Source organism: Candidatus Providencia siddallii, from assembly GCF_964026685.1.
GTDB classification, from domain to species: Bacteria; Pseudomonadota; Gammaproteobacteria; order Enterobacterales; family Enterobacteriaceae; genus Providencia_A; species Providencia_A siddallii_A.
Genome location: NZ_OZ034688.1, coordinates 297,266 through 319,253 on the forward strand (window position 1 = coordinate 297,266; position 21,988 = coordinate 319,253).

The 21,988-nt window shown below is 19.4% G+C and carries 16 protein-coding genes and 1 pseudogene; 10 read left to right on the plus strand and 7 right to left on the minus strand.

Annotation, left to right across the window (positions count from 1 at the left end; genetic code table 4):
- The first annotated feature begins 156 nt into the window (after positions 1-156).
- Positions 157-1,566: a glutamate--ammonia ligase gene (gene glnA / locus AAGD61_RS01295; RefSeq protein ID WP_341765227.1), complete on the plus strand. Its 1,410-nt coding sequence runs from the start codon at positions 157-159 to the stop codon at positions 1,564-1,566.
- A gap of 285 nt (positions 1,567-1,851) precedes the next feature.
- Here the strand turns inward: glnA and pabB are convergent, their stop codons facing one another.
- The gene (gene pabB, locus AAGD61_RS01300) at positions 1,852-3,222 is read right to left on the minus strand and encodes an aminodeoxychorismate synthase component I (RefSeq protein ID WP_341765228.1); all 1,371 of its coding nucleotides are present in this window, start codon (positions 3,220-3,222) and stop codon (positions 1,852-1,854) included.
- A 732-nt stretch (positions 3,223-3,954) separates the two neighbouring features.
- Here pabB and proQ point away from each other — a divergent pair.
- Together proQ and AAGD61_RS01310 are read left to right on the plus strand one after the other, a co-directional pair.
- Entirely contained in the window at positions 3,955-4,632 is a 678-nt protein-coding gene (gene proQ, locus AAGD61_RS01305) for an RNA chaperone ProQ (RefSeq protein ID WP_341765229.1), read from the plus strand.
- A gap of 8 nt (positions 4,633-4,640) precedes the next feature.
- The gene (locus AAGD61_RS01310) at positions 4,641-6,647 is read left to right on the plus strand and encodes a carboxy terminal-processing peptidase (protein WP_341765230.1); all 2,007 of its coding nucleotides are present in this window, start codon (positions 4,641-4,643) and stop codon (positions 6,645-6,647) included.
- Positions 6,648-6,976: 329 nt separating this feature from the next.
- On the opposite strand, the gene gap is transcribed toward AAGD61_RS01310, so the two are convergent.
- Together gap and sppA are read right to left on the minus strand one after the other, a co-directional pair.
- On the minus strand, positions 6,977-7,972 hold the full coding sequence (gene gap / locus AAGD61_RS01315; protein WP_341765231.1) for a type I glyceraldehyde-3-phosphate dehydrogenase: 996 nt from the start codon (positions 7,970-7,972) through the stop codon (positions 6,977-6,979).
- A gap of 451 nt (positions 7,973-8,423) precedes the next feature.
- Positions 8,424-10,265: a signal peptide peptidase SppA gene (gene sppA, locus AAGD61_RS01320; RefSeq protein WP_341765232.1), complete on the minus strand. Its 1,842-nt coding sequence runs from the start codon at positions 10,263-10,265 to the stop codon at positions 8,424-8,426.
- 710 nt (positions 10,266-10,975) lie between these two features.
- Between sppA and cls the strand changes: the two genes are divergently transcribed.
- From cls to xthA, 3 genes are all read left to right on the plus strand, one after another.
- On the plus strand, positions 10,976-12,436 hold the full coding sequence (cls, locus tag AAGD61_RS01325) for a cardiolipin synthase (protein WP_341765233.1): 1,461 nt from the start codon (positions 10,976-10,978) through the stop codon (positions 12,434-12,436).
- Positions 12,437-12,932: 496 nt separating this feature from the next.
- The gene (locus tag AAGD61_RS01330; protein WP_341765234.1) at positions 12,933-13,355 is read left to right on the plus strand and encodes an H-NS family nucleoid-associated regulatory protein; all 423 of its coding nucleotides are present in this window, start codon (positions 12,933-12,935) and stop codon (positions 13,353-13,355) included.
- 235 nt (positions 13,356-13,590) lie between these two features.
- Positions 13,591-14,406 (plus strand): exodeoxyribonuclease III, encoded by an 816-nt coding sequence (gene xthA / locus AAGD61_RS01335; protein ID WP_341765235.1) that lies wholly within the window; start codon positions 13,591-13,593, stop codon positions 14,404-14,406.
- Positions 14,407-14,602: 196 nt separating this feature from the next.
- Here xthA and htpX read toward each other — a convergent pair.
- The 3 genes and pseudogenes from htpX to infA all read right to left on the minus strand — a co-directional run bounded on the left by htpX (position 14,603) and on the right by infA (position 16,632).
- A pseudogene (gene htpX, locus AAGD61_RS01340) lies at positions 14,603-15,465 on the minus strand (protease HtpX).
- A gap of 211 nt (positions 15,466-15,676) precedes the next feature.
- Positions 15,677-16,174: a non-heme ferritin gene (ftnA, locus tag AAGD61_RS01345; protein WP_341765236.1), complete on the minus strand. Its 498-nt coding sequence runs from the start codon at positions 16,172-16,174 to the stop codon at positions 15,677-15,679.
- A 239-nt stretch (positions 16,175-16,413) separates the two neighbouring features.
- Positions 16,414-16,632 (minus strand): translation initiation factor IF-1, encoded by a 219-nt coding sequence (gene infA, locus AAGD61_RS01350; RefSeq protein ID WP_341765237.1) that lies wholly within the window; start codon positions 16,630-16,632, stop codon positions 16,414-16,416.
- Positions 16,633-17,106: 474 nt separating this feature from the next.
- Here infA and AAGD61_RS01355 point away from each other — a divergent pair, with 474 nt between their 5' ends.
- The 3 genes from AAGD61_RS01355 (at position 17,107) to serS (ending at position 20,072) form a co-directional block, all read left to right on the plus strand.
- Positions 17,107-17,625, plus strand: a complete 519-nt coding sequence (locus tag AAGD61_RS01355) for a DNA translocase FtsK 4TM domain-containing protein (RefSeq protein WP_341765238.1) — start codon at positions 17,107-17,109, stop codon at positions 17,623-17,625.
- 323 nt (positions 17,626-17,948) lie between these two features.
- Entirely contained in the window at positions 17,949-18,563 is a 615-nt protein-coding gene (gene lolA, locus AAGD61_RS01360) for an outer membrane lipoprotein chaperone LolA (RefSeq protein ID WP_341765239.1), read from the plus strand.
- A gap of 210 nt (positions 18,564-18,773) precedes the next feature.
- Complete coding sequence (gene serS, locus AAGD61_RS01365; RefSeq protein ID WP_341765240.1) at positions 18,774-20,072, plus strand: serine--tRNA ligase; 1,299 nt, start codon at positions 18,774-18,776, stop codon at positions 20,070-20,072.
- 318 nt (positions 20,073-20,390) lie between these two features.
- Here the strand turns inward: serS and fldA are convergent, their stop codons facing one another.
- Positions 20,391-20,912: a flavodoxin FldA gene (fldA, locus tag AAGD61_RS01370; protein WP_341765241.1), complete on the minus strand. Its 522-nt coding sequence runs from the start codon at positions 20,910-20,912 to the stop codon at positions 20,391-20,393.
- Between the two features lie 398 nt (positions 20,913-21,310).
- On the opposite strand from fldA, the gene elbB reads away from it, so the two are divergent.
- Positions 21,311-21,961, plus strand: coding sequence for an isoprenoid biosynthesis glyoxalase ElbB (gene elbB / locus AAGD61_RS01375; RefSeq protein ID WP_341765242.1), 651 nt, complete (start codon positions 21,311-21,313; stop codon positions 21,959-21,961).
- The last annotated feature ends 27 nt before the right edge of the window (positions 21,962-21,988 follow it).

Consider the following 21,988-nt stretch of genomic DNA (forward strand, 5'->3'; position numbering starts at 1 on the left):
TACTTATACAATAGAATTATAATTCTAATATATTTTATATTAAATTTTAATTAACAATAAATATTGTTTTTTAATTTTTAATTATTTTAGTATATTAATAATTTTATAATAATAAATATTATTTGTATTAGTTAATTTAACCAGGAAGTATAAAAAATGTCAGTTAAAAATATTATGTCATTAATTAAAGCACATAATGTTAAATTTATTGATTTACGTTTTACAGATACAAAAGGTAAAGATCAACATATAACAATTTCTGCAAAACAAGTAAATGAAAATTTTTTTAATAAAGGTCAGATGTTTGATGGTTCTTCGATTGAAGGCTGGAAAAATATAAATGAATCAGATATGGTATTAATGCCTGATGTATCTACAGTTTTATTAGATCCATTTTTTTTAGATACGACTTTAATTATTCGTTGTGATATTTTAGAGCCTAAGACAATGAAAAATTATAATAGAGATCCGCGTTCTATTTCAAAACGCGCAGAAAAATTTTTATCTTGCAGCGGGATCGCCGATTGTGTTTTATTCGGGCCTGAACCAGAATTTTTTGTTTTTGATGATATACGATATGGTAGTAATATGAATGGAAGTTATTATTATATTGATGATATTGAAGCTGCTTGGAATACTGGTTCTAAATATAAAAACGGTAATAAAGGTCATAGACCTGGTGTTAGAAAGGGATATTTCCCGATACCACCTGTTGATTCATCGCAAGATTTACGTTCTGCAATGTGTTCAGCTATGGAAAAAATGGGTTTGACAATTGAATCTCATCATCATGAAGTAGCAACTGCTGGTCAGAATGAAATTGCAATTCGTTTTAATACAATGACGAAGAAAGCTGATGAAATTCAAATTTATAAATATGTAGTGCATAATGTTGCTCGTTTAAATGGTAAAACAGCTACTTTTATGCCTAAACCATTAATGGATGACAACGGTTCTGGAATGCATTGTCATATTTCTTTATCAAAAGACGGTATTAATTTATTTGCAGGTAATAGATATAGTGGATTATCTGATATGTCATTATATTATATAGGAGGAATAATAAAACATGCGCGTGCGTTAAATGCATTTACTAATCCAACTACTAATTCATATAAACGTTTAGTTCCTGGTTTTGAAGCTCCAGTTATGTTAGCATATTCTGAACGAAACAGATCAGCGTCTATTCGTATTCCTATAGTTACAAATGAAAAATTACGACGTATAGAAGTTCGTTTTCCAGATCCATCTGCTAATCCATATTTAGCGTTTGCTTCTCAATTAATGGCGGGTATTGATGGAATTATTAATAAAATACATCCAGGTGATGCAATTGATAAAGATTTATATAATTTATCTATTAATGAAAGAAAAAAAATACCGGTTGTATCAAGTTCTTTAGAGGAGTCATTGGAACAACTAGACAATAATAGAGAATTTTTAAATCGTGGTGGTGTATTTACTAATGATGCTATTGATTCATATATTAAATTATTGTATATTGATATCGAACGAGTTCGTGTTATGCCTCATCCATTAGAATTTGAAATGTATTATAGTGTTTAGATATAAAATTATTGTATATTTACACTATATGTAATTTTTAAAAAATGTTTTTTAAAACTAAAAATATGATAGTTTAATATTATATATGATATATATAATACATATTTTAAAAAATATTGATATTTTATTTATAATAAAATATTTTTTTGTTTTTGTAACACGTTTTTATTATGATGTTTATTTAAAAATATAAATTTTATTGTATAAAAAAAATAAAATTTTATATGTTTAAATATATAGAATCCTTTTAAATAGTATAAAAAAATATTTATATTGTTTATACTATTAATTAATTTTTGATAAATTTTTTTCTAATAAAGGTAAAATTAAACTAATTTTATCTAATGTTTCTTGGTATTCTTTATTAATTTTACTATCAGAAACAATACCTCCTCCTGACCAGCAAAAAATATGTTTTTTGTATGTTATTAATGTTCTTATTGCAATATTAGTATCCATATTATCTAAAAAATCTATATATCCTATTGCACCACAATATCCATGTCGTTTATGTGGTTCAAGTTCTTCGATTATTTCCATTGCTCTAATTTTTGGAGCACCTGTTATTGAACCTCCAGGAAAACAAGTACGTAGTAGATCTATTGCATTATATTTTTTATTTAATTTTGCTGTTATTGTACTAACTAGATGATATACAGAAGGGAATTGTTCAACTTTAAATAACTCTGTAACTTTTATTGAACCAGGTATTGCAGTTTTACCAATATCATTTCGTAATAAATCAACAATCATTAAATTTTCCGCTAGATTTTTTTGTGAATTTTTTAATTTTTCAAATTGTTTAATGTCTTCTTTTATGTTTTTTAAACGTGGTAAAGTACCTTTAATTGGTCTTGTTTGTATGTTACCATTTCGTAATGAAATAAAACGTTCAGGAGAAAAACAAATTATTATATTGTTTTGTAAACAAATATATGAAGAGAATGGTACAGCATTATTTTTAATTAATAATATAAATGCTTGCCATTCATTACCGGTATATTGAGCTTTAAATCTTTGAGCTAAATTAATTTGATAGCAATCTCCATTTTGTAAATATTTATGAATACGAATAATATTTTGTTTGTATTTTTTTTTTGGCATGTTCGTTTGCCATTTTGTTGTCAATTTAAAATTATTTTTATATGATATTTTTTTAGATAACAACCATTTTAATCGAAGATTTGCATCTTCATGGCTTATTAATGTTATAATTTTATTATAATGATCTATAGTTAATGACCATAAATATATTCCTATTGCCATATCAGGAAAATTGATATCTGTTTTAGCTATTTCAGGTATTTTTTCAGTATGTCTAGCTAAATCATAACTCCAAATACCAAGAGCTCCACCATTGAATGGTATTGTATTATCGATTATATTTTTAATTTTATATTTATTAATAAATTTATATATAAGATTAAAAGGATTTTCTTTTGAAATATATGATTTTTTATTTTCAATAATTATTGTTTTTTTTTGATATGTAGTTAGTGTAACTATTGGATCAGATACAATAATATCAAATTGATTACATGAATGATTTGCATTTCCTGAATACAATAACATTGACCATGGTTGATTAGAAATTGGTGCAAAATATTTTATTGCAGCATCAGATTGATATTGTAATATTATTTTATTTTTACTCATTATTTATATATTTTTTTAAATGATTTTATTTATATAAAATATTTTATATAATATTATCATACTATAATAAATATATTAAAATCATAATTTTAAAAAACGTTAATAATATATATAATATTGATATTTTGTATTTTATTTTTTTGTTTTTAGTGTTATTTAATTTATTAAAAATATCTTTATATTTATGTTATTTTATTTAATTTTTTATAATTATTATATAATTTTAAAAAATAATTTGTTAGTTTTTTATTTTTTAATTTTTTTATTAAAAAACAAATTAAATTGTTTGTATATTTATTGTTTATTGTTTAAAAATTTAAATGATAATATATTAAAAAATATAAAATATTAATTTAATAATAAATAATTTATTATGAAAAAATATTATTTATTATAAAAATTAATAAATTTTATATTAAATAATATAAAATTTATTTATTAACTAATGGATATTAATTAATAAATTAATTAATATTAGTTATTAATTGAAAATTAAAAATATTTATTTATATTTAAAGTATTTTTTTATATTTTTTTAAAAATCTAAGATTATATTTTTATAAATATAAAATAATATTGAGTTACTTATAAATATGGTTTTAATAATGCTATTTAATAATTAAAAATATGAAATATATAAAAATTTTTTTATTTAATTCAAGAATTATTAATAATTTTTAATATATTAATATTATATATTTATATAATACAAGTAAATATTTAGGAAATTTTATGAAAAATCAACTTAAGTTGAATAACAAAGAAATTATATCTTTTTTAACAAAACGTTTTCCATATTGTTTTATAGAAAAAGGTAGGGTACGTCCATTAAAGATAGGTATATTTAAAGATATAATAAAATGTTTATCTGAAGAAGATAATATTAGTAAAACTAAGTTGCGTTCTGCTTTACGTTCATATACTTCTAGTCAACGTTATTTATATTCTATAAAAGCTGGTGTAAAACGAATTGATTTAGACGGAAAAGATTCTTGTGAATTAGAAAAAGAACATATTATTTACGCTCGTAAACGATTAGTTAATATAAATTCTTGTGTTCGATTAAAACAACTTGAACAAAAAAAATGTAAATATTTTTCTAAAAAAAAAATAAAAAAAAATAGTTTTAATGATATTAATCATAATATTAAATATAAAAATATAGATAATAAATGTAAAGAATGTTTAAATAGTATTTTTATAAAACCAGAAAAAAATACTTTTTTTAAAAAAGATTTAAAAACTATTATAAATATAAATTCTCTTAAAATTGGTCAAATGTTAAAAATAAAAGTTGGTAGTAATATTTTTGATGCTTTAATATTAGAAATAACTAAAGATATTTTTAGAGTTCAATTATCAAATGGACTTGAGATGATTGTACGAAAAGAACATTTATTATTAAAGTAATTTTATATATGAATATTTTTTTTATTATTTTTATTTTATTTATTTTTAATATTTCTGATTCATTTGCTTGCAAAACACGAACTATTTCGCATATTAATATTAAGGAATTACCTGTTTTAAAACAAGAAAAACATCATGCAACAGTTTCTAAAAGAATAGTATCGAAACTAATTACATTGCATTATTGTCAATTTGATTTTAATGAAGATTTTTTAAAAAAGATATTTAATCGCTATTTAAATACATTAGATTTTAGACATAATATTTTATTAGAATCGGATGTTAATAAATATTTAAGATATAAAATAAATATTATTGAATTATTAAAAAAAGGTGATTTAAATAAATTATATAATTTATTTAATTTAATACAAAAAAAGCGTTTTGAACGTTTTAAATATTCTATAGAACGTTTGAAAAAAACTATAAATTTAAATTCTTATGATTATTTTGAAGTTGATCGTTCAAATTCTTCTTGGCCAAAAAATATAGTGGAATTAAATCGACTTTGGGATAAAGAAATTATTTTTGATTGGTTAAATTTAAAATTATTAGGTAAAAATGATCAAGAAATAATAGAAAAATTAACTAAACGTTATTATTTTATTTTAAAATATTTAACACATTTAAAAAGTGAAGATGTATTTCAATTAATTATTAATTCATTTACTTATGAATTAGATCCTCATACTGTTTATTTATCTCCATATGATACTAAAAAATTTAATTCTGAAATTACTTTATATTTAGATGGTATTGGTGTAATTTTACAACAAAATTATGAAAATATAATTATTAATTCATTAATTATTAATAGCCCAGCAGAAAAAAATAAAAAATTAAACATTGGTGACAAAATAATTGGTGTAGGTCAAAATAAAAAATCTATTATAGATATATTTGGTTGGCATATTGAAGATGTTATTGATTTAATAAAAGGACCTAAAGGTAGTAAAGTTTATTTAAAAGTATTATCTAATTATAAAAAATCAAAATCTCGTATAGTAAAAATAATAAGGGATCGAATTTATCTTAAAAATAATAATGTTAAATTAGTTTTAAAACAATATGATAAAAATAAAATTGCAATTTTAAATATTCCTAGTTTTTATATTGGTTTAACAAATGATGTAAATAATAAATTACAAAAAATTATTAATAATAATTGTTCAATTGTTATTATAGATTTACGAGGTAACGGCGGTGGTATTTTAAATGAAGCAATATTGTTATCTGGATTATTCATTAAAAATGGTCCTATTGTACAAATTCGTGATAGTAATAATAATATATATCAAAAAATTGATAGTGATATAAAAAATTTTTATAAAGGATTATTGGTAGTTCTAGTAGATTGTTTTAGTGCATCTGCATCAGAAATTTTTACTGCTGCAATGCAAGATTATAAAAGAGCATTAATTATTGGTGAACCAACTTTTGGGAAAGGTACTGTTCAACAACATAAAACTTTAAATCGTATATATGATAATTTATTAAATCCTGAATGGCCAATTTTAGGATCAATACAATATACATTTCAAAAGTTTTATCGTGTTGATGGGAATAGTATACAAAATATTGGTGTTATTCCAGATATTATTTTATCAACAAAAAACATTTATGAAATAGGTGAACGTTTTGAAAAAAATTCATTAAAACATGATAAAATTAGTTCAGTAAATTATGATAAATATAATTTTATACCAAAGGATTTATCATTTATAAAAAATAGATCTTTAGATCGTATTAAAAAAAAATATTGTGATATATATTATAATTATGAAATTTTAAAATGTTTTAAAAAAAATGAAAAATTAATTTCTCTTAATTATATTTTTCGTAAAAAAGAAGAAACAAAAATGAAAATTAATTGTATTAATAAATATTATTTATGTTGTAAATCTCTATTACATTTTAATTATAGACAGAAAACATTTGATCAGTTTGATTTTTATTTAGATGAAAGTATTAGAATTGCAATTGATTTTAAAAATTTAGTATCTAATTTTAGATAAATATAATTTTATAAAATATAAAAAAATTTTTAAAAAAATAAATTATTAATAAATGTTTTTTTAATTTTTATTAATTTGATTTTTTATTGAAAATTAATTTTATATAATATTTAATAATTTAAAAAAATATTTTAATATATAAATTATAAAATATATTTTATAACTAATAATTAATAATTCAATTTATAAATAATTTTATATAAAATATTCGTTTTATTATTTTTATTTTAAATATAAAAATATTTATTTTAAGTTTTAAAATAAATATTTTTAATAATAAGAGAGCCATAAAAAATATCTTGGCTCTCATTTAATATTAATTAAATTATTTATTTTGATATAAAAGAAATTAAATCTAAAACTTTATTAGAGTAACCTGTTTCATTATCATACCAAGATATTAATTTAGCAAAATTGTCATTTAAAGAAATACTTGCTTTAGCATCAAATACTGAAGTTAAATTTTCACCATTAAAATCACTTGATACAACGTCATCTTCTGTGTATCCTAAAATACCTTTTTGTTCGTTATTAGATGCTTTTTTTATTATTTCACAAATTTTTGAATATTTTGTTGGTTTTTTTAAGCGTACAGTTAAATCTACTACTGAAACATTATGTGTCGGTACACGAAAAGATATACCGGTGAGTTTTCCATCTAATTCTGGAATTACTTTACCAACTGCTTTTGCTGCTCCTGTTGAAGAAGGTATTATATTTTGTGAAGCTGTTCTACCATTTCTCCAATCTTTATAAGAAATACTATCAATTGTTTTTTGTGTTACTGTTATAGCATGAACTGTTGTCATTATGCCTTCAATAATACCAATTTTATCATTTATAACTTTAGCTAATGGGGCTAAACAATTAGTAGTACAAGATGCATTAGAAATAATTTTTTGCCCTGAATAAGTTTTATTATTAACCCCCATAACAAACATTGGGATATCATCTTTTGGTGGTGCAGTTAAAATAACTTTTTTTGCGCCAGCTTTTATATGATCATAAGCAGTTTCGTATGTTAAAAAATTACCTGTAGCTTCAATAACAGTATCAACTAACATATTATCCCATTTTATTTTTATTGGATTTTTTTCTGAAAAAATTTTGATAATTTTATTATTTATAATTAGATTATTATTGTTTATTTCAATAGTACCATTAAAACGACCATGTGTTGAATCATATTTCAACATGTATGCAATATAATTTGTATCAAGAAGATCATTAATAGCAACAATTTCTATATCAGAACGTTTTTGAGCAGCGCGAAAAATAGTTCGACCTATTCGTCCAAAACCATTTATACCTATTTTAATAGTCATAATATTTCACCGAAAGTATTAATAAATTAAATTATAAATTAATAAATATTTTATCATTAAATAATTTTAAGTAAAAATTATATTATTTAAATTAAATATTAATATAATTAATATTTTTATTTTATAATTTGATAATATAAAAATCATTTTATTAGTAAAAATATGAAAAATATTAAAATTATGTTATAAATATAATTTTATTAAATACATTTAATATTTTATTTTTTAAAATTTTATAATAATTAATCAATAATTTATAATTATATTGTTATAGTTTATTAATTATTTTGTAATTATATGTTAAATTTATTAGATAATTACCTAATATATTTACTGTTTTATTTATTTTTAATTTTTATTTAAAATTTTATAGAATATGTGTATTAAAATAATAAAGTATTAGTTTATAAAATAAATGTTAATATTTATTTAACTTATAATATTATATTTATTATGTAATATTTGTTTTTGTACAGTTAAAACAATATGCATATTGTTTTTTTTGATTTTCGATATTAAGAAAAAAAATATTATCTTTTATATTTGTAGATATATTATATGAAAATAATGTTTGTAAAATTTTATGTATTTTACCTTGCGTTAATTCAATTAATAATTGATCAATAAATGTAAATTTTGGTTTTATCCAATAAAGTTTAGTATAATTTAAATTAGCTAATTTAGCTGCTTTATTTATAGCATCATCAAAGTCACCTAACATATCAATTAAACCGTTTTTAAGTGCATCTTCACCTATCCAAACTTGTCCTTGTGCAATTTTATTTATTTCTTTAATTGTTTTTTTGCGTGATTTTGAAACTAATTTAATAAAAGTTTCATAACCATTTTTAGTTGTAAGCTGCATCATATTTGATAGTTGTTGATTCATTCCTTTTGTTAAAATATTATTAGTTAATTGAGACGTTGTTACACTATCTGAATTAATTCCTATTGATTTAAGTGAATTTTCAAAAGTATTTATTATGGTAAAAATACCAATTGAACCAGTTAATGTATTTGGACTTGCAATAATATAATCTGCAGGGGTTGCTATCCAATAACCACCAGAAGCTGCTACTCCACCCATTGATACAACAATTGGTTTTTTAAAATTATGTAGTATTTCTAATTCATTTCGTATTAAATCTGATGCATCAACGCTTCCACCTGGGCTATTTATTCTTAAAATAATTGCTTTTATATTATTATTAAGTCGTGCGTTACGAATTTGTGAAACTATTTTTTCACAATCTGTATTAAATATTTGTTTATTATCGATAATAGCACCTTGTACAACTATTACAGCAATGTTGCTGATATTATTTGTTTCTGGAATTTTATTAAAGTAATCATATATACTTATATAATTAAAATGTTTTTTTTCTTTATTCCATCCAAAAACTTTATTTAATGTATTTTCTATTTTTTCATTTGTATAAATTTTATCTATTAATTTTTGATTTAATGCATATTGTGAGTAATCTCCATTAAGTAATTGTAATTTATTTAAAATAACGTTTGAACCTGGAAAAATTTGTTTTTTTGTTAATTGTCTATTATAAGCTAAATCATTTAAGTAGTTATTCCATGCTGTATTTAATAAATGTTGATTTATTTGACGAACTTCTTTTGACATATTATTTCGTATTAATGGCTCAACAGCAGATTTATATGTTCCAACTCTAAATATATGACTATTAATTTTTAATTTATTTAATAGTGATTTGTAATATATATAATTAGTAGAAAAACCTTGTATGTTTACAGTTCCATTAGGATATAAGTAAATTTTATCTGCAAAACTAGCTATATAATATTGTGATTGATTATAATTTCTACCTATAGCATAAACAGGTTTTTTAGTATTTTTAAATTCTTTAATTGCTTTTCCGATATATGTAAGTGATGGTTGATCAGCACCAAAAAAATTATCTAAATATAAAATTATTCCTGTAATTCGTGGATCAATTGATGCATAACGAATAGCATTTACTATATCAAATAAACAATTTTCTTGCATATGGTTATTTTGTATATTGAATATTTCATTACTGATTCTTGATAATGAATTTGGTGTTGAAATTTGATCTACAACCACACCTTGTATATCAATATATAAAGCTCCAAAAAAGTTTTTTTCTTGTTTATAATCAAATTTATATACAGAAAAGAAACAAATTGTTAATACTATTATAATAATAAAAATAGTATTAAAAATTATTTCTCTTATAAATTTTATTGTTTTACAGATAATTTTAAATAATTTTAAAATTATGTTATATATATAACGCATTTTTTCTCCAAAAAAATTTTATGATTATGTAATTATGATATTTATATGCGTTTATTTATAATATTATTTATATTAAATTATATATAAAATAAATATTTTTATGTATAAATAATTTTAATTTTATAATTTATATTATTTTATTAAAATTATTTTTTTATATTTTTTTTATAAGATAAAAAATATAATTTTAAAAGATAAAAATAAAATATATTATTAGTTATTAATATTTTATTATATTAAATAATATTTAATTAATAAAATATATTAAAAATGGTTTTTAATAAAATTAATATAATATAAATTTATATTAAATATGATTTTATCATTTTTTTAATAAAAACATTTGATAAATATATATATAATACAATATAAAATAATAAAAAATATTTTTTTATCTTTAATTATTTTAATAAATTATATTTAAGAATATAATTTATTAAAATAATTAAAGATAAAAAAATATATTTTTTAAAAAAAATGATTTTAATAATATTAGTAATATAAATATATGTTAATAATATATTTTATACAATATGGATAATTAATATATTTAGATAATATATTGATATAATTTAAAATTATATAGTTTTGTTAACAAAATATGATAACATTGTTTATGATATAAATAGTAACAATATATAAATTTAATATAATGTATATTTCATATTATTTATTATATCACATGTTTAAGTGAGGTATGTAATTATTTAATGGAAAAACTATATACATTTATAAGTTGGATTTTTTTTTTCTTTTATTGGTTATTTATATCTACAATTACTATTCGTATTTTAGTTAAAAGAAAACCAGTTACTTCAACTGTAGCTTGGCTATTGATTATTTATATTTTGCCTTTAATTGGTATTACAGCTTATATTACTTTTGGTGAACTTCATCTTGGTAAACGTCGTATTGATAATGTTCGTAAAATATTACCTTCATTGATATTATGGATGGAAAAATTACGTAATTTAAAATGTATTTTTGCTACTGATAATAGTTCTGTTGCTAAACCATTATTTCAATTATGTGAAAAATCTCAAGGGATTGCTGGAGTAAAAGGTAATAAAATTCAACTTTTAACTACTTGTAAAGATTCAATTAAAGCTATTGTAACTGATATTAATAATTCTAGAAGTTCTATTGAAATGGTTTTTTATATTTTAAAGCCAGGTGGATTAGTAAACAGTGTTATTGAAGCATCGATAAACGCTGTTAAGCGAGGAGTAAAATGTAGAATTATGGTGGATTCTATTGGTAGTTGGAATTTTTTTCATGGAGATGTTCATAATAAAATGCGTGAAGCTGGTATTGAATTTGTTGAATCATTAAAAGTTAATTTAATGCGTTTTTTTTTACGACGTATGGATTTACGTCAACATCGAAAAATTATTATAATTGATAATTGTATTTCTTATACTGGTAGTATGAATATGGTAGATCATGATTTTTTTAAGAAAAAACTTAATATTGATGAATGTATTGATATTTTAGTTAGAATGGAAGGGCCAGTTACTGCAATATTAGGAATAGTTTATGCTTTTGATTGGGAAATGGAAACTGGACAACGTCTTTTACCACCTCAACCAGATTTTAATATTACACCTTTTAAACAAAAAGAAGGATATATTACACAAATAATTGCCTCTGGACCAGGTTTTCAAAATGAATTAATTCAACAATCACTAATTACTGCTATATTTTCTGCTCGTAAACAGTTAATTATGACTACTCCATATTTTGTACCTAGTGATGTTTTACTTCATGCAATTCGTATTGCTGCAATGCGTGGTGTTGATGTTATCATCATTATACCACGAAAAAATGATTCTTTTCTTGTTAGTTGGGCAAGTAGAGCATTTTATACTGAATTATTGGAAGTTGGTGTAAAAATTTATCAATTTGAAAAAGGGTTATTGCATACTAAAAGTGTTTTGGTTGATGGACAATTAAGTTTAATTGGTTCTGTTAATCTTGATATACGTAGTTTATTATTAAATTTTGAAATTACAATTGTAATTGATGATAAAAGTTTTAGTAATGATTTAATATTAATTCAGTATAATTATATGTTGCGTTCAACACGTTTAGATGTAAAGAAATGGAATAAACGACCATTATGGCATCATATTATAGAGCGTTTTTGTTATTTTTTTAGCCCGTTATTATAAATTTATATATAAGAATATAAATGATTTATTTAAACAAATTATTATAAATATATATTTGTTATGAATTTAATATATATTAATAATTAATGTTTTATTATTGAATATAGTTTTTATATATTAAAAAAATAATTATAATATATAATTATAATTATTTTTTTAATATATAATTAATTTTTAATTTGTTAATTAAATTAAAAGTTATGTTTTTTTATTTTTTTAAAAAATTATTTTATATTTAAAAATTATTTGTAGTAATTTAAATCAAGTGATATTTATTTTATAATAAAATAAAATAGTTATTTTTATATTATTAACTATAAAATATAAATAGATATTAAATTTTATATAATTATTTAACAATTAAAATAAAGAAATATCTTTTCTTTTGTAAAAAAATTGCATTAGTTAAAATTTACTTTTAAACTGTTAAAGTAAATTATATATTGCAAATTTTTTATTAATATATATCTTTTAACAAATAATTGAGATAAAAAAAATGAGCGAATCATTAAAAGCATTAAATAATATACGTACTCTTCGTGCACAATCTCGCGAAGTTACTTTAGAATCTTTAGAAGAAATGTTAGAAAAATTAACTGTAGTAGTCGAAGAACGTCGATATGAAGAAAATCAAGCTCGTGTTGAATTAGAAGAACGTAATCGTAAATTGGAAAAAGTTCGAAAAATGATTTTAGAACAAGGAATAAATTTAAACGATCTATTACAAACTATGGATTCTATTAATAATGTTGGTGTTGTGATAAATACAAAAAGTAAACGTATTACTCGTCCTGCTAAATATAAATATATTGATGAAAATGGAGAACTTAAAACATGGACAGGACAAGGTAGAACTCCAGCAATAATAAAAATTGCAATTGAAGATGAAGGTAAAACTTTAGATGATTTTTTAATTTAATATTAATAACATAAACACCCTTATAAAGGGTGTTTATTAATAATTATATTAATTAATTTTATATTTTTATTCATATATATTACATTCATAATATATATGAATTTATATTAAAAATATAACAGTGTAATTGTTATTTAATATAATTTTATGTAAAATTAAATATTATATATATAAATATAATATTAAATATAATTTTATTTTTATATAAAATTATTTTAATTATATTACTAAATTTATGAAAATTATTTCTTTTAACATTAATGGATTACGAGCTCATTTACATCAAATAAAGGCTATTATTGTAAAACATAATCCAGATATAATAGCTTTACAGGAAATAAAGGTTCAAAATGATCATTTTCCGTTTTATGAAATAAATAAATTAGGTTATCATGCTTTTTGTCATGGGCAAAAAGCATATTATGGTGTTGCATTTTTATCAAAAGAAAAACCTTTTTTAATTAAGAAAGATTTTTCTTTTGATAAAGAAAATGGACAGTGTAGATTAATTACGTTAACTACTTATATTTGTCAAAAAATATTTATTATCATTAATGCTTATTTTCCTCAAGGTGAAAATCGTTCTAATGAAAAAAAATTTTTTTTAAAAAAAATTTTTTATAAAAAATTATATGATTATGTAGTGTCTTTACAAAAAACTGATATACAATTATTAATTGTTGGAGATATGAATGTTAGTCATACTGATTTAGATATAGGAATAGGAAAAATTAATCAAAATCGTTGGATAAAAAAAGGTAAGTGTTCATTTTTACCTGAAGAACGTGAATGGTTAACAAAATTATTAAATGGGTGTAATTTAATTGATATTTATCGTGTAAAAAATCCTAATGTAAATGATTCTTTTTCTTGGTTTGATTATCGTTCAAAAGCTTTTCAAAGAAATTGTGGATTGCGTATCGATTTAATATTATCTTCTAAAAATTTAATAAAATATTGTATTGAAGTTGGAATAGATTATGAAATACGTAATATTGATAGACCATCTGATCATGCACCGATATGGGTTGAATTTGATTTTTCAAAGTAATTTAAAATTATATAAAATAAAAATAATATAAATTTTTTTTAAAAAAGAATATTAAGTTAATTTTTTATTTATTAAAAATATTTATAATTATTCTATAAAAAATAATTTTAATAAAATTTTTTAAAATTATTAAAAATATTTTTATTAAAATATTTTTTAAATAAATAACATTTAAGACAATTTTAAAAAAAATATTTTAAATGTTGTTAGAATATTTGTTTAAATAAAGAGCTTTAATACGATCGTTTAATGATGGATGAGATAAAAATAAGTTTTTTGTATTTTTTTTATATCCATTAATACAAAATGTGATTAAGAAATTTTTTTCGTTTGATTCATAACTAATTTTTAATTTTTTTAATGCTGAAATCATTTTTTCTTTACTAACTAATTTTGCTGAATATGCATCTGCATAAAATTCTCGTTTTCTAGAAAACCACATTATAATAATACTTGCTAAAATTCCAAAAATATTTTCTAGTATTGTTGAACTAATATAATAAATAATATGATTATATTTATATTTATTATTAAATATAAATTTTGAAATAAATTGCGCAAAAAATTTAGAAATAAAAATAACAAATGTATTAAGAATACCTTGTAACATAGTCATTGTTACCATATCGCCATTTGTAATATGACCAATTTCGTGAGCTATAACTGCTTCTATTTCATCAGTATTCATATTATTTAATAAATCATTACTTATAGCTATTAACGATGAATTACGATTATATCCAGTTGTGAATGCATTCATATTAAATGATGGATATATAGAAATTTGCGGCACGGCAATTTTTAATTGTTTTGTAATTATTTTAAGTAACCAATATTCTATTTTATTATATGGTTTTTTAATAATTTTACCATTAACAGATTTTAGCGCAACCTATTTTGATATAATAATGAAACAAAAGAACCAGTAAATCCAAATAAAAAAGATAAAAATAGTAATCTTCGAATATTATTTTCTTCAATACCAATTAAATTCAACATCAATCCAAACGTAATAATAATAAATAAATTTATAAATAAAAATAAAATAATTCTTATTATTTTTATCCTTTAAATAAAATAGCTAAAATAATATTAAAATTACAAAATTTAAAATATATTTTTATATTTTAATATTGTTAAAAATTAATAATAAACGATTCATATCAATAAAATAATTATTGTTATAATATAATGAATTATTATTTTTATAATCTAATTATTTTATTTTTTATTTTAAAATATTTACTAATTTTTATTAAACTTTACATATTTATTGTTTTAAATAATCTTTTTTTATATTATTATCTAATATTAATAACCCGTTTGAATATTTATCTATTAAATTTATTTTATCAAGTATTGTTTTAAATAAATTTTCTTCTTCGTGTTGTTCTACAATATACCATTGTAAAAAGCTAAATGTAGTGTAATCTTGTATTGTTATTGATGAATGAATAATATTATTAATATTTTTTGTAATAAATTTTTCATGTTCATATGTTTGTGTAAACAAATCTATTATAGATTTGAAATTATTTGGAGGTGCTTTTATTTCGTTAATTATTGCTAAATTACCTGATTTACATATATAATCGAACAATTTTTTCATATGTTCTATTTCTTCATCAGAATGTTTTTTTAATAAAACAGAAAAACCTTCATATGTTTTATAATTGCACCATGCACTCATTTGTAAATAAAGATTTGCAGAATAAAATTCAAGATTTAATTGATTATTTAATAATTTTACAATTTCATTGTTTATCATATTTATACCTATTTTAGTAAAATAATTTTTATTTTAAAATAAAAATTATTTTGTAATTAAAAATATGTTTTTTATATTTATTTATTAAAATAATATGCCATAAATGAATATATTTTGATACATTTTATTTTAAAAATAATTAAAAATATAAAAGCAATTTTTATATTATAATATATTTTTAATTTAATAAAGATGATTATGTATATAACGTAATCATCATATATTAAATATATTTAAATTTAGCGATTACGGAAAATAATTCTACCTTTGCTTAAATCATAAGGAGTTAATTCTACTATTACTTTATCTCCAGTTAAAATTCTAATATAATTTTTTCGCATTTTTCCAGAAATATGTGCAATAATCATATGACCATTTTCCAATTCAACACGGAACATTGTATTTGGTAAAGTGTTTAAAACTGTTCCTTGCATTTCAATATTATCTTCTTTTGTCATTTATTCCTCTAAATTTTAGAAATACAATTATTTTTAAATAAATTATAAAATATAATATAAAAAATTCATATAGTTAAAAACGTTTTAATTTATATTTTTAAAATGTATTTTATAATATGGTAAAATTACATATATTATATATAATTGTTTTATATATTTTTTTAACATATAAAATGTTTAAAGTATATTTAATTGTTATTTACTTATTTAGATTTTATATAATGTAATTAATTTAAGATAAATTAATAAAAATTATTTTTTATTAATTTATCTTAAATTAATATAATGCGATTTTTATATTAATTATTTTTAGTAAAAAGTATCTTTTATTTATAAAAAATAAAATATTATATAATAAACTCATTATTTTATTAAAATATTTAAAAAATTATATTTTTTAAATATTTTTTTAAATATAAATATATTTTAAAAAATTGTTATTTTAATAATAATGATAATCAAAAAAATAAAAAAATGCAAAGTGTAAAAAAAAATTTTAGTATAAAATCATTTTTATTTCTAATATTGTCATTAATTTATATTATTTCAATTTTTTTTGTAGTTTCATTATTAAGTTTTAATAGTTCAGATAAAAGTTGGTCTCAAGCATCAAATAGTGATATTGTTAATAATTTATGTGGAAGTTTAGGTGCTTGGGTTGCTGATATTTTTTTTTCTTTTTTCGGTATTATTGCATTTACATTTTCACCTTTATTGATTTTTATTTTTTTGAATATATATAAAAAATTAAAAAAAAATGGTTTTATTGATTTTTTTTATTTGGTTAAAACTTTAGTATATATTATAATATTTATTATTACATCTTGTGGTTTAATATCACTTATTTTTAATGATTTTAAAACTTTTCATTATGGTGGTATTATTGGTGATATTTTAATAAATATTTTATTGATTTATTTTGATTTGTTAAAAATTATTTTGATTTTATTATTTTTTTTTATTATAAGTATAATACAATTATTTTATTTATAATATTATATAATAATTTTATAAATTTATTTGTTTTTAATTTTATTAATCAAAATATAATTAAATAAAAAATTTAAAAAAATAATAAAATTATTAATTTAATTTTATATTATAAAAAATTTTATTAATAAATATAATTATTTTATTTTTAAAATAGATCTAAGTATAATTTTAAATAAAAATATAAATATTTTATTAAAATTTAATATTTTATTTTTATTTTTTTGTTTTGTTTTTTTATATTTTAATGTAAATTTGATTACTTAATTAATAATTATTAAGAATTTATATAAAATTTTAATAATTAGATATTTTAAAAGGTTATTATGATAAAAAAAATATTTTTTTGTATATTATTAATTAATTATAATTTTTGTAAAGCTTTTGATAATGCAAATTATATTCTTCAAAAACGTTTAAATATAATAAATAATTTTTCTGCTTCTTTTTCTCAGGATATTATAAATAAAGAAGGTAAAATTATACAAAAAAGCTCAGGTTATTTATGACTAAAAAGACCAAATTTATTTAGATTAAAGACTACATTTCCAGATGTAAGTGATATAGTTTCTGATGGTATTAATTTATGGTTTTATAATCCACTTGTTGAACAAGTAACAATTACAAAATTATCAGATGCAATTTATAACACCCCATTTTTATTAATTATTAATAATAGTTTTAAAATATGGAAAAATTATTTTGTTACTAAAAATAATAATACTTTTTATTTAAAATTAAAACAAAAAAATGAAAATTCAAAAAAATTTTCAATTACTATTTTAAATAATGGAAAAATTAAAAATTTCTCTATTATTGAAGAAGATGGACAAGTTAATGTATATAAGATAAAAAAACAAAAAAATCATAAAATTAATATAAATAAATTTAAATTTATAATTCCAAAAGGTGTTACAATAGATAACCAATGTTTAAAATAAGAATAAATATTAAAATTTTATGATAAGATTAATATAATTTTATAAAAATATTAAAATATTGAAAAATTATTACATAATTATATTATAAATTAAAATTTAAAATTACGATTTTTATACATTATATACTTTATTAATTTTATTTTTAAATGAATTTATTAATTATTTCATAAGATATTTATAGTAGTATTTTAAAAAAAATAGGAAGAAGTTATGATAGATCCAATTTTATTACGTAAAGATTTGGATATAGTCATTAAAAATTTGGATAGAAGAGGTTTTTCGTTTGATAAAAAAAAATTTTGTGAATTAGAAAAATTGCGTAAAACTTTACAAGTTGATACAGAAAAATTACAAGCAGATTGTAATCGTCGATCTAAAATTATTAGTAATGTAAAAATACGTGGAGAAAATATTGAATTATTACGATTAGAAGTATATGAATTACGAAAAAAATTAAATATTAATAAAATAAAGCTAATTGAATTAAAAAAAGAAATTAATATATTTATATCAAATATACCAAATATTCTTAATCATGAAGTACCTGATGGTAAAAATAATTCAGAAAATGTAGAAATATTACGTTATGGTAAACCTAATGTATATAACTTTAATGTAAAAGATCATGTTACACTCGGTGAATTAACTGGTGGGTTAGATTTTAATGCAGCGGTAAAGTTATCTGGTTCTCGTTTTATTGTTATGAAAGATAAAATTGCTCTTATGCATCGCGCATTAATTCAGTTTATGTTAAACCTTCATACTGAAGAACATAAATATCAAGAAATATATGTTCCATATTTAGTAAATCAAAATACATTGTATGGTACTGGTCAATTATCAAAATTTGAAGAGGATTTATTTTATATAAAATCCACAAAAGAAAAAAATAAAAATAGTTATGCATTAATCCCAACAGCAGAAGTTCCACTTACTAATTTAGTTAGTAATTCAATATTAGATAAAAATATTCTTCCATTAAAAATGATTGCGCATACGCCTTGTTTTCGTTCAGAAGCAGGCTCTTATGGTAGAGATACTCGTGGGCTTATTCGTATGCATCAATTTGATAAAATAGAACTTGTTCAAATAGTTCATCCTAAAAAATCAATGGATGCATTGGAAGATTTAACAAATCATGCAGAAAAAGTTCTTAAACTTTTAGAATTACCATATCGTAAAATGATACTATGCGCTGGTGATACTGGTTTTTGTTCTTGTAAAACATATGATTTGGAAGTTTGGCTTCCTGCTCAAAATATGTATCGTGAAATTTCATCATGTTCTAATATGTGGGATTTTCAAGCACGTCGTATGAAAACTAGATATCGTAGTGAAAAAAATAAAAAAACTAAATTAGTTCATACTATAAACGGTTCAGCTTTAGCAGTTGGGCGTACTTTGGTAGCAATTATGGAAAACTATCAATTAAATGATGGACGGATTAAAATACCAAATATATTAAGATCGTATATGAAAGGATTAGAATATATTGATTGTAAAAAATAATTTTATATAATAATTTTATTATTTTGTTTTATTTTTTAAAAAATACATTTTTTTAAATTAATATAATAATACATTAATATAATTCTATTTGTTTTAAATTTTTTAAAAAATTTAAAACAAATAGAATTTAAAGAAATATTTAAATTATAAATTATATTAAAATAAAAAAACTTCAATGATTAATATATAATTTAATTTTTTAAATATTAAAAAATTAAATTATATATTAATCATTTTAAAAAACAATAAAAACATAAAGGTTGTTCTTAATAATTTTTTATTTTTTTTAATTATTAAATTTAAATTTTTTAATTGTTATTAAGTTTTTTCTAATTGTATTTCTTTTGAAATTTGTTCTATCCATTTATCGATTCGTTCTTCTGTTAATTCTGGTTGTCTGTCTTCATCAATAGCAAGACCAATAAAATGATTTTCATCAGCCATACTTTTTGATACTTCAAAAGTATATCCTTTAATTGGCCAATGTCCAATAATTATTGCACCACGTGGTTCTATAATATCACGTATAATACTCATTGCATCACAAAAATATTCTGCATAATCTTCTTGATCGCCACAACCAAATAAAGCTACAATTTTTCCTTCGAAGTTAATTTGTTCTAAAACAGGAAAAAAATCATCCCAATCACATTGAGCTTCACCATAATACCAAGTTGGGATCCCGAAAAGTAAAATATTAAAAGATTCTATATCTTCTTTATTAGATTTAGCGATATTATGAACTTCAGCTATATTTTTGCCTAATCTTTCTTGTATAAGATTTGCAATATTTTCTGTATTTCCTGTATCACTTCCGAAGAAAATACCTATTTTTGACATAATTATTTTGGTTAACCTCTTATAAATTTGTTAAAATTATTTTAAGTAATTTAATTATTTAATTATACTAGTCAAATTTTTTTGATTAAATATTTTAATTATAAATTTTATTTTTTTAATGATTTTAATAATTTAAAATATATAATTTATTTGTATAATACATAAATAAAATGACATTTGAAATATACAAATATTTTATTTTAACAATACAGTTTTTTATTTTACATAATATATATCAAGTATTAATTATATATGCAACAAATTTATTTAGTTAGTTAAATAAATTATTTTAAAAGCTATTTAAATACTTTTTTATATGTTATAATTATCATAGGATTTTATCATTAAACACATTTAAAAAGGTAAATTTTCTAATATTTAATTAGGATTGTTATTTTATGAAAAAAATTGCTGTTATTTTAAGTGGATGTGGGTTCCTTGATGGAAGTGAAATACATGAATCTATTTTAACATTATTAGCTTTAGATGCAAATAAAGCTAAATCATATTGTTTTGCGTTAGATGAATTACAAAATACTGTTGTAAATCATACAAATAATAAACAAAAAAAACAACAAAGAAATCAAATGGAAGAATCAGCTCGTATTTCTCGTGGTGAAATATTTTCTTTATCAACTATAGACGCTAATAATTTAGATGGTCTTATAATACCAGGTGGATTTGGTATAATAAGAAATTTATGTGATTTTGAAATAAATGGAAGTAAATGTAAAATTAATAAAAATTTAATAAAAATAATTAAAAATATGCATCAATTAAAAAAACCATTAGGTTTGATGTGTATAGCGCCAGTGATTATTCCTAAAATATTAAATATACCTATAAAATTAACTATTGGGAATGATAAAAAAATAATATCTGAAATTAAAAAAATGGGTGCTATTCACATTGAATGTGCAGTTGATAACATAATTGTAGATGAAGATAATTTAATAGTAACAACTCCTGCTTATATGTTAACTAAATCAATTTTTGAAATAAATAATGGAATTTCAAAATTAGTAAAAAAAATTTTGGAAATGATTTAATATATATTAAAAATATTAACTTTTATT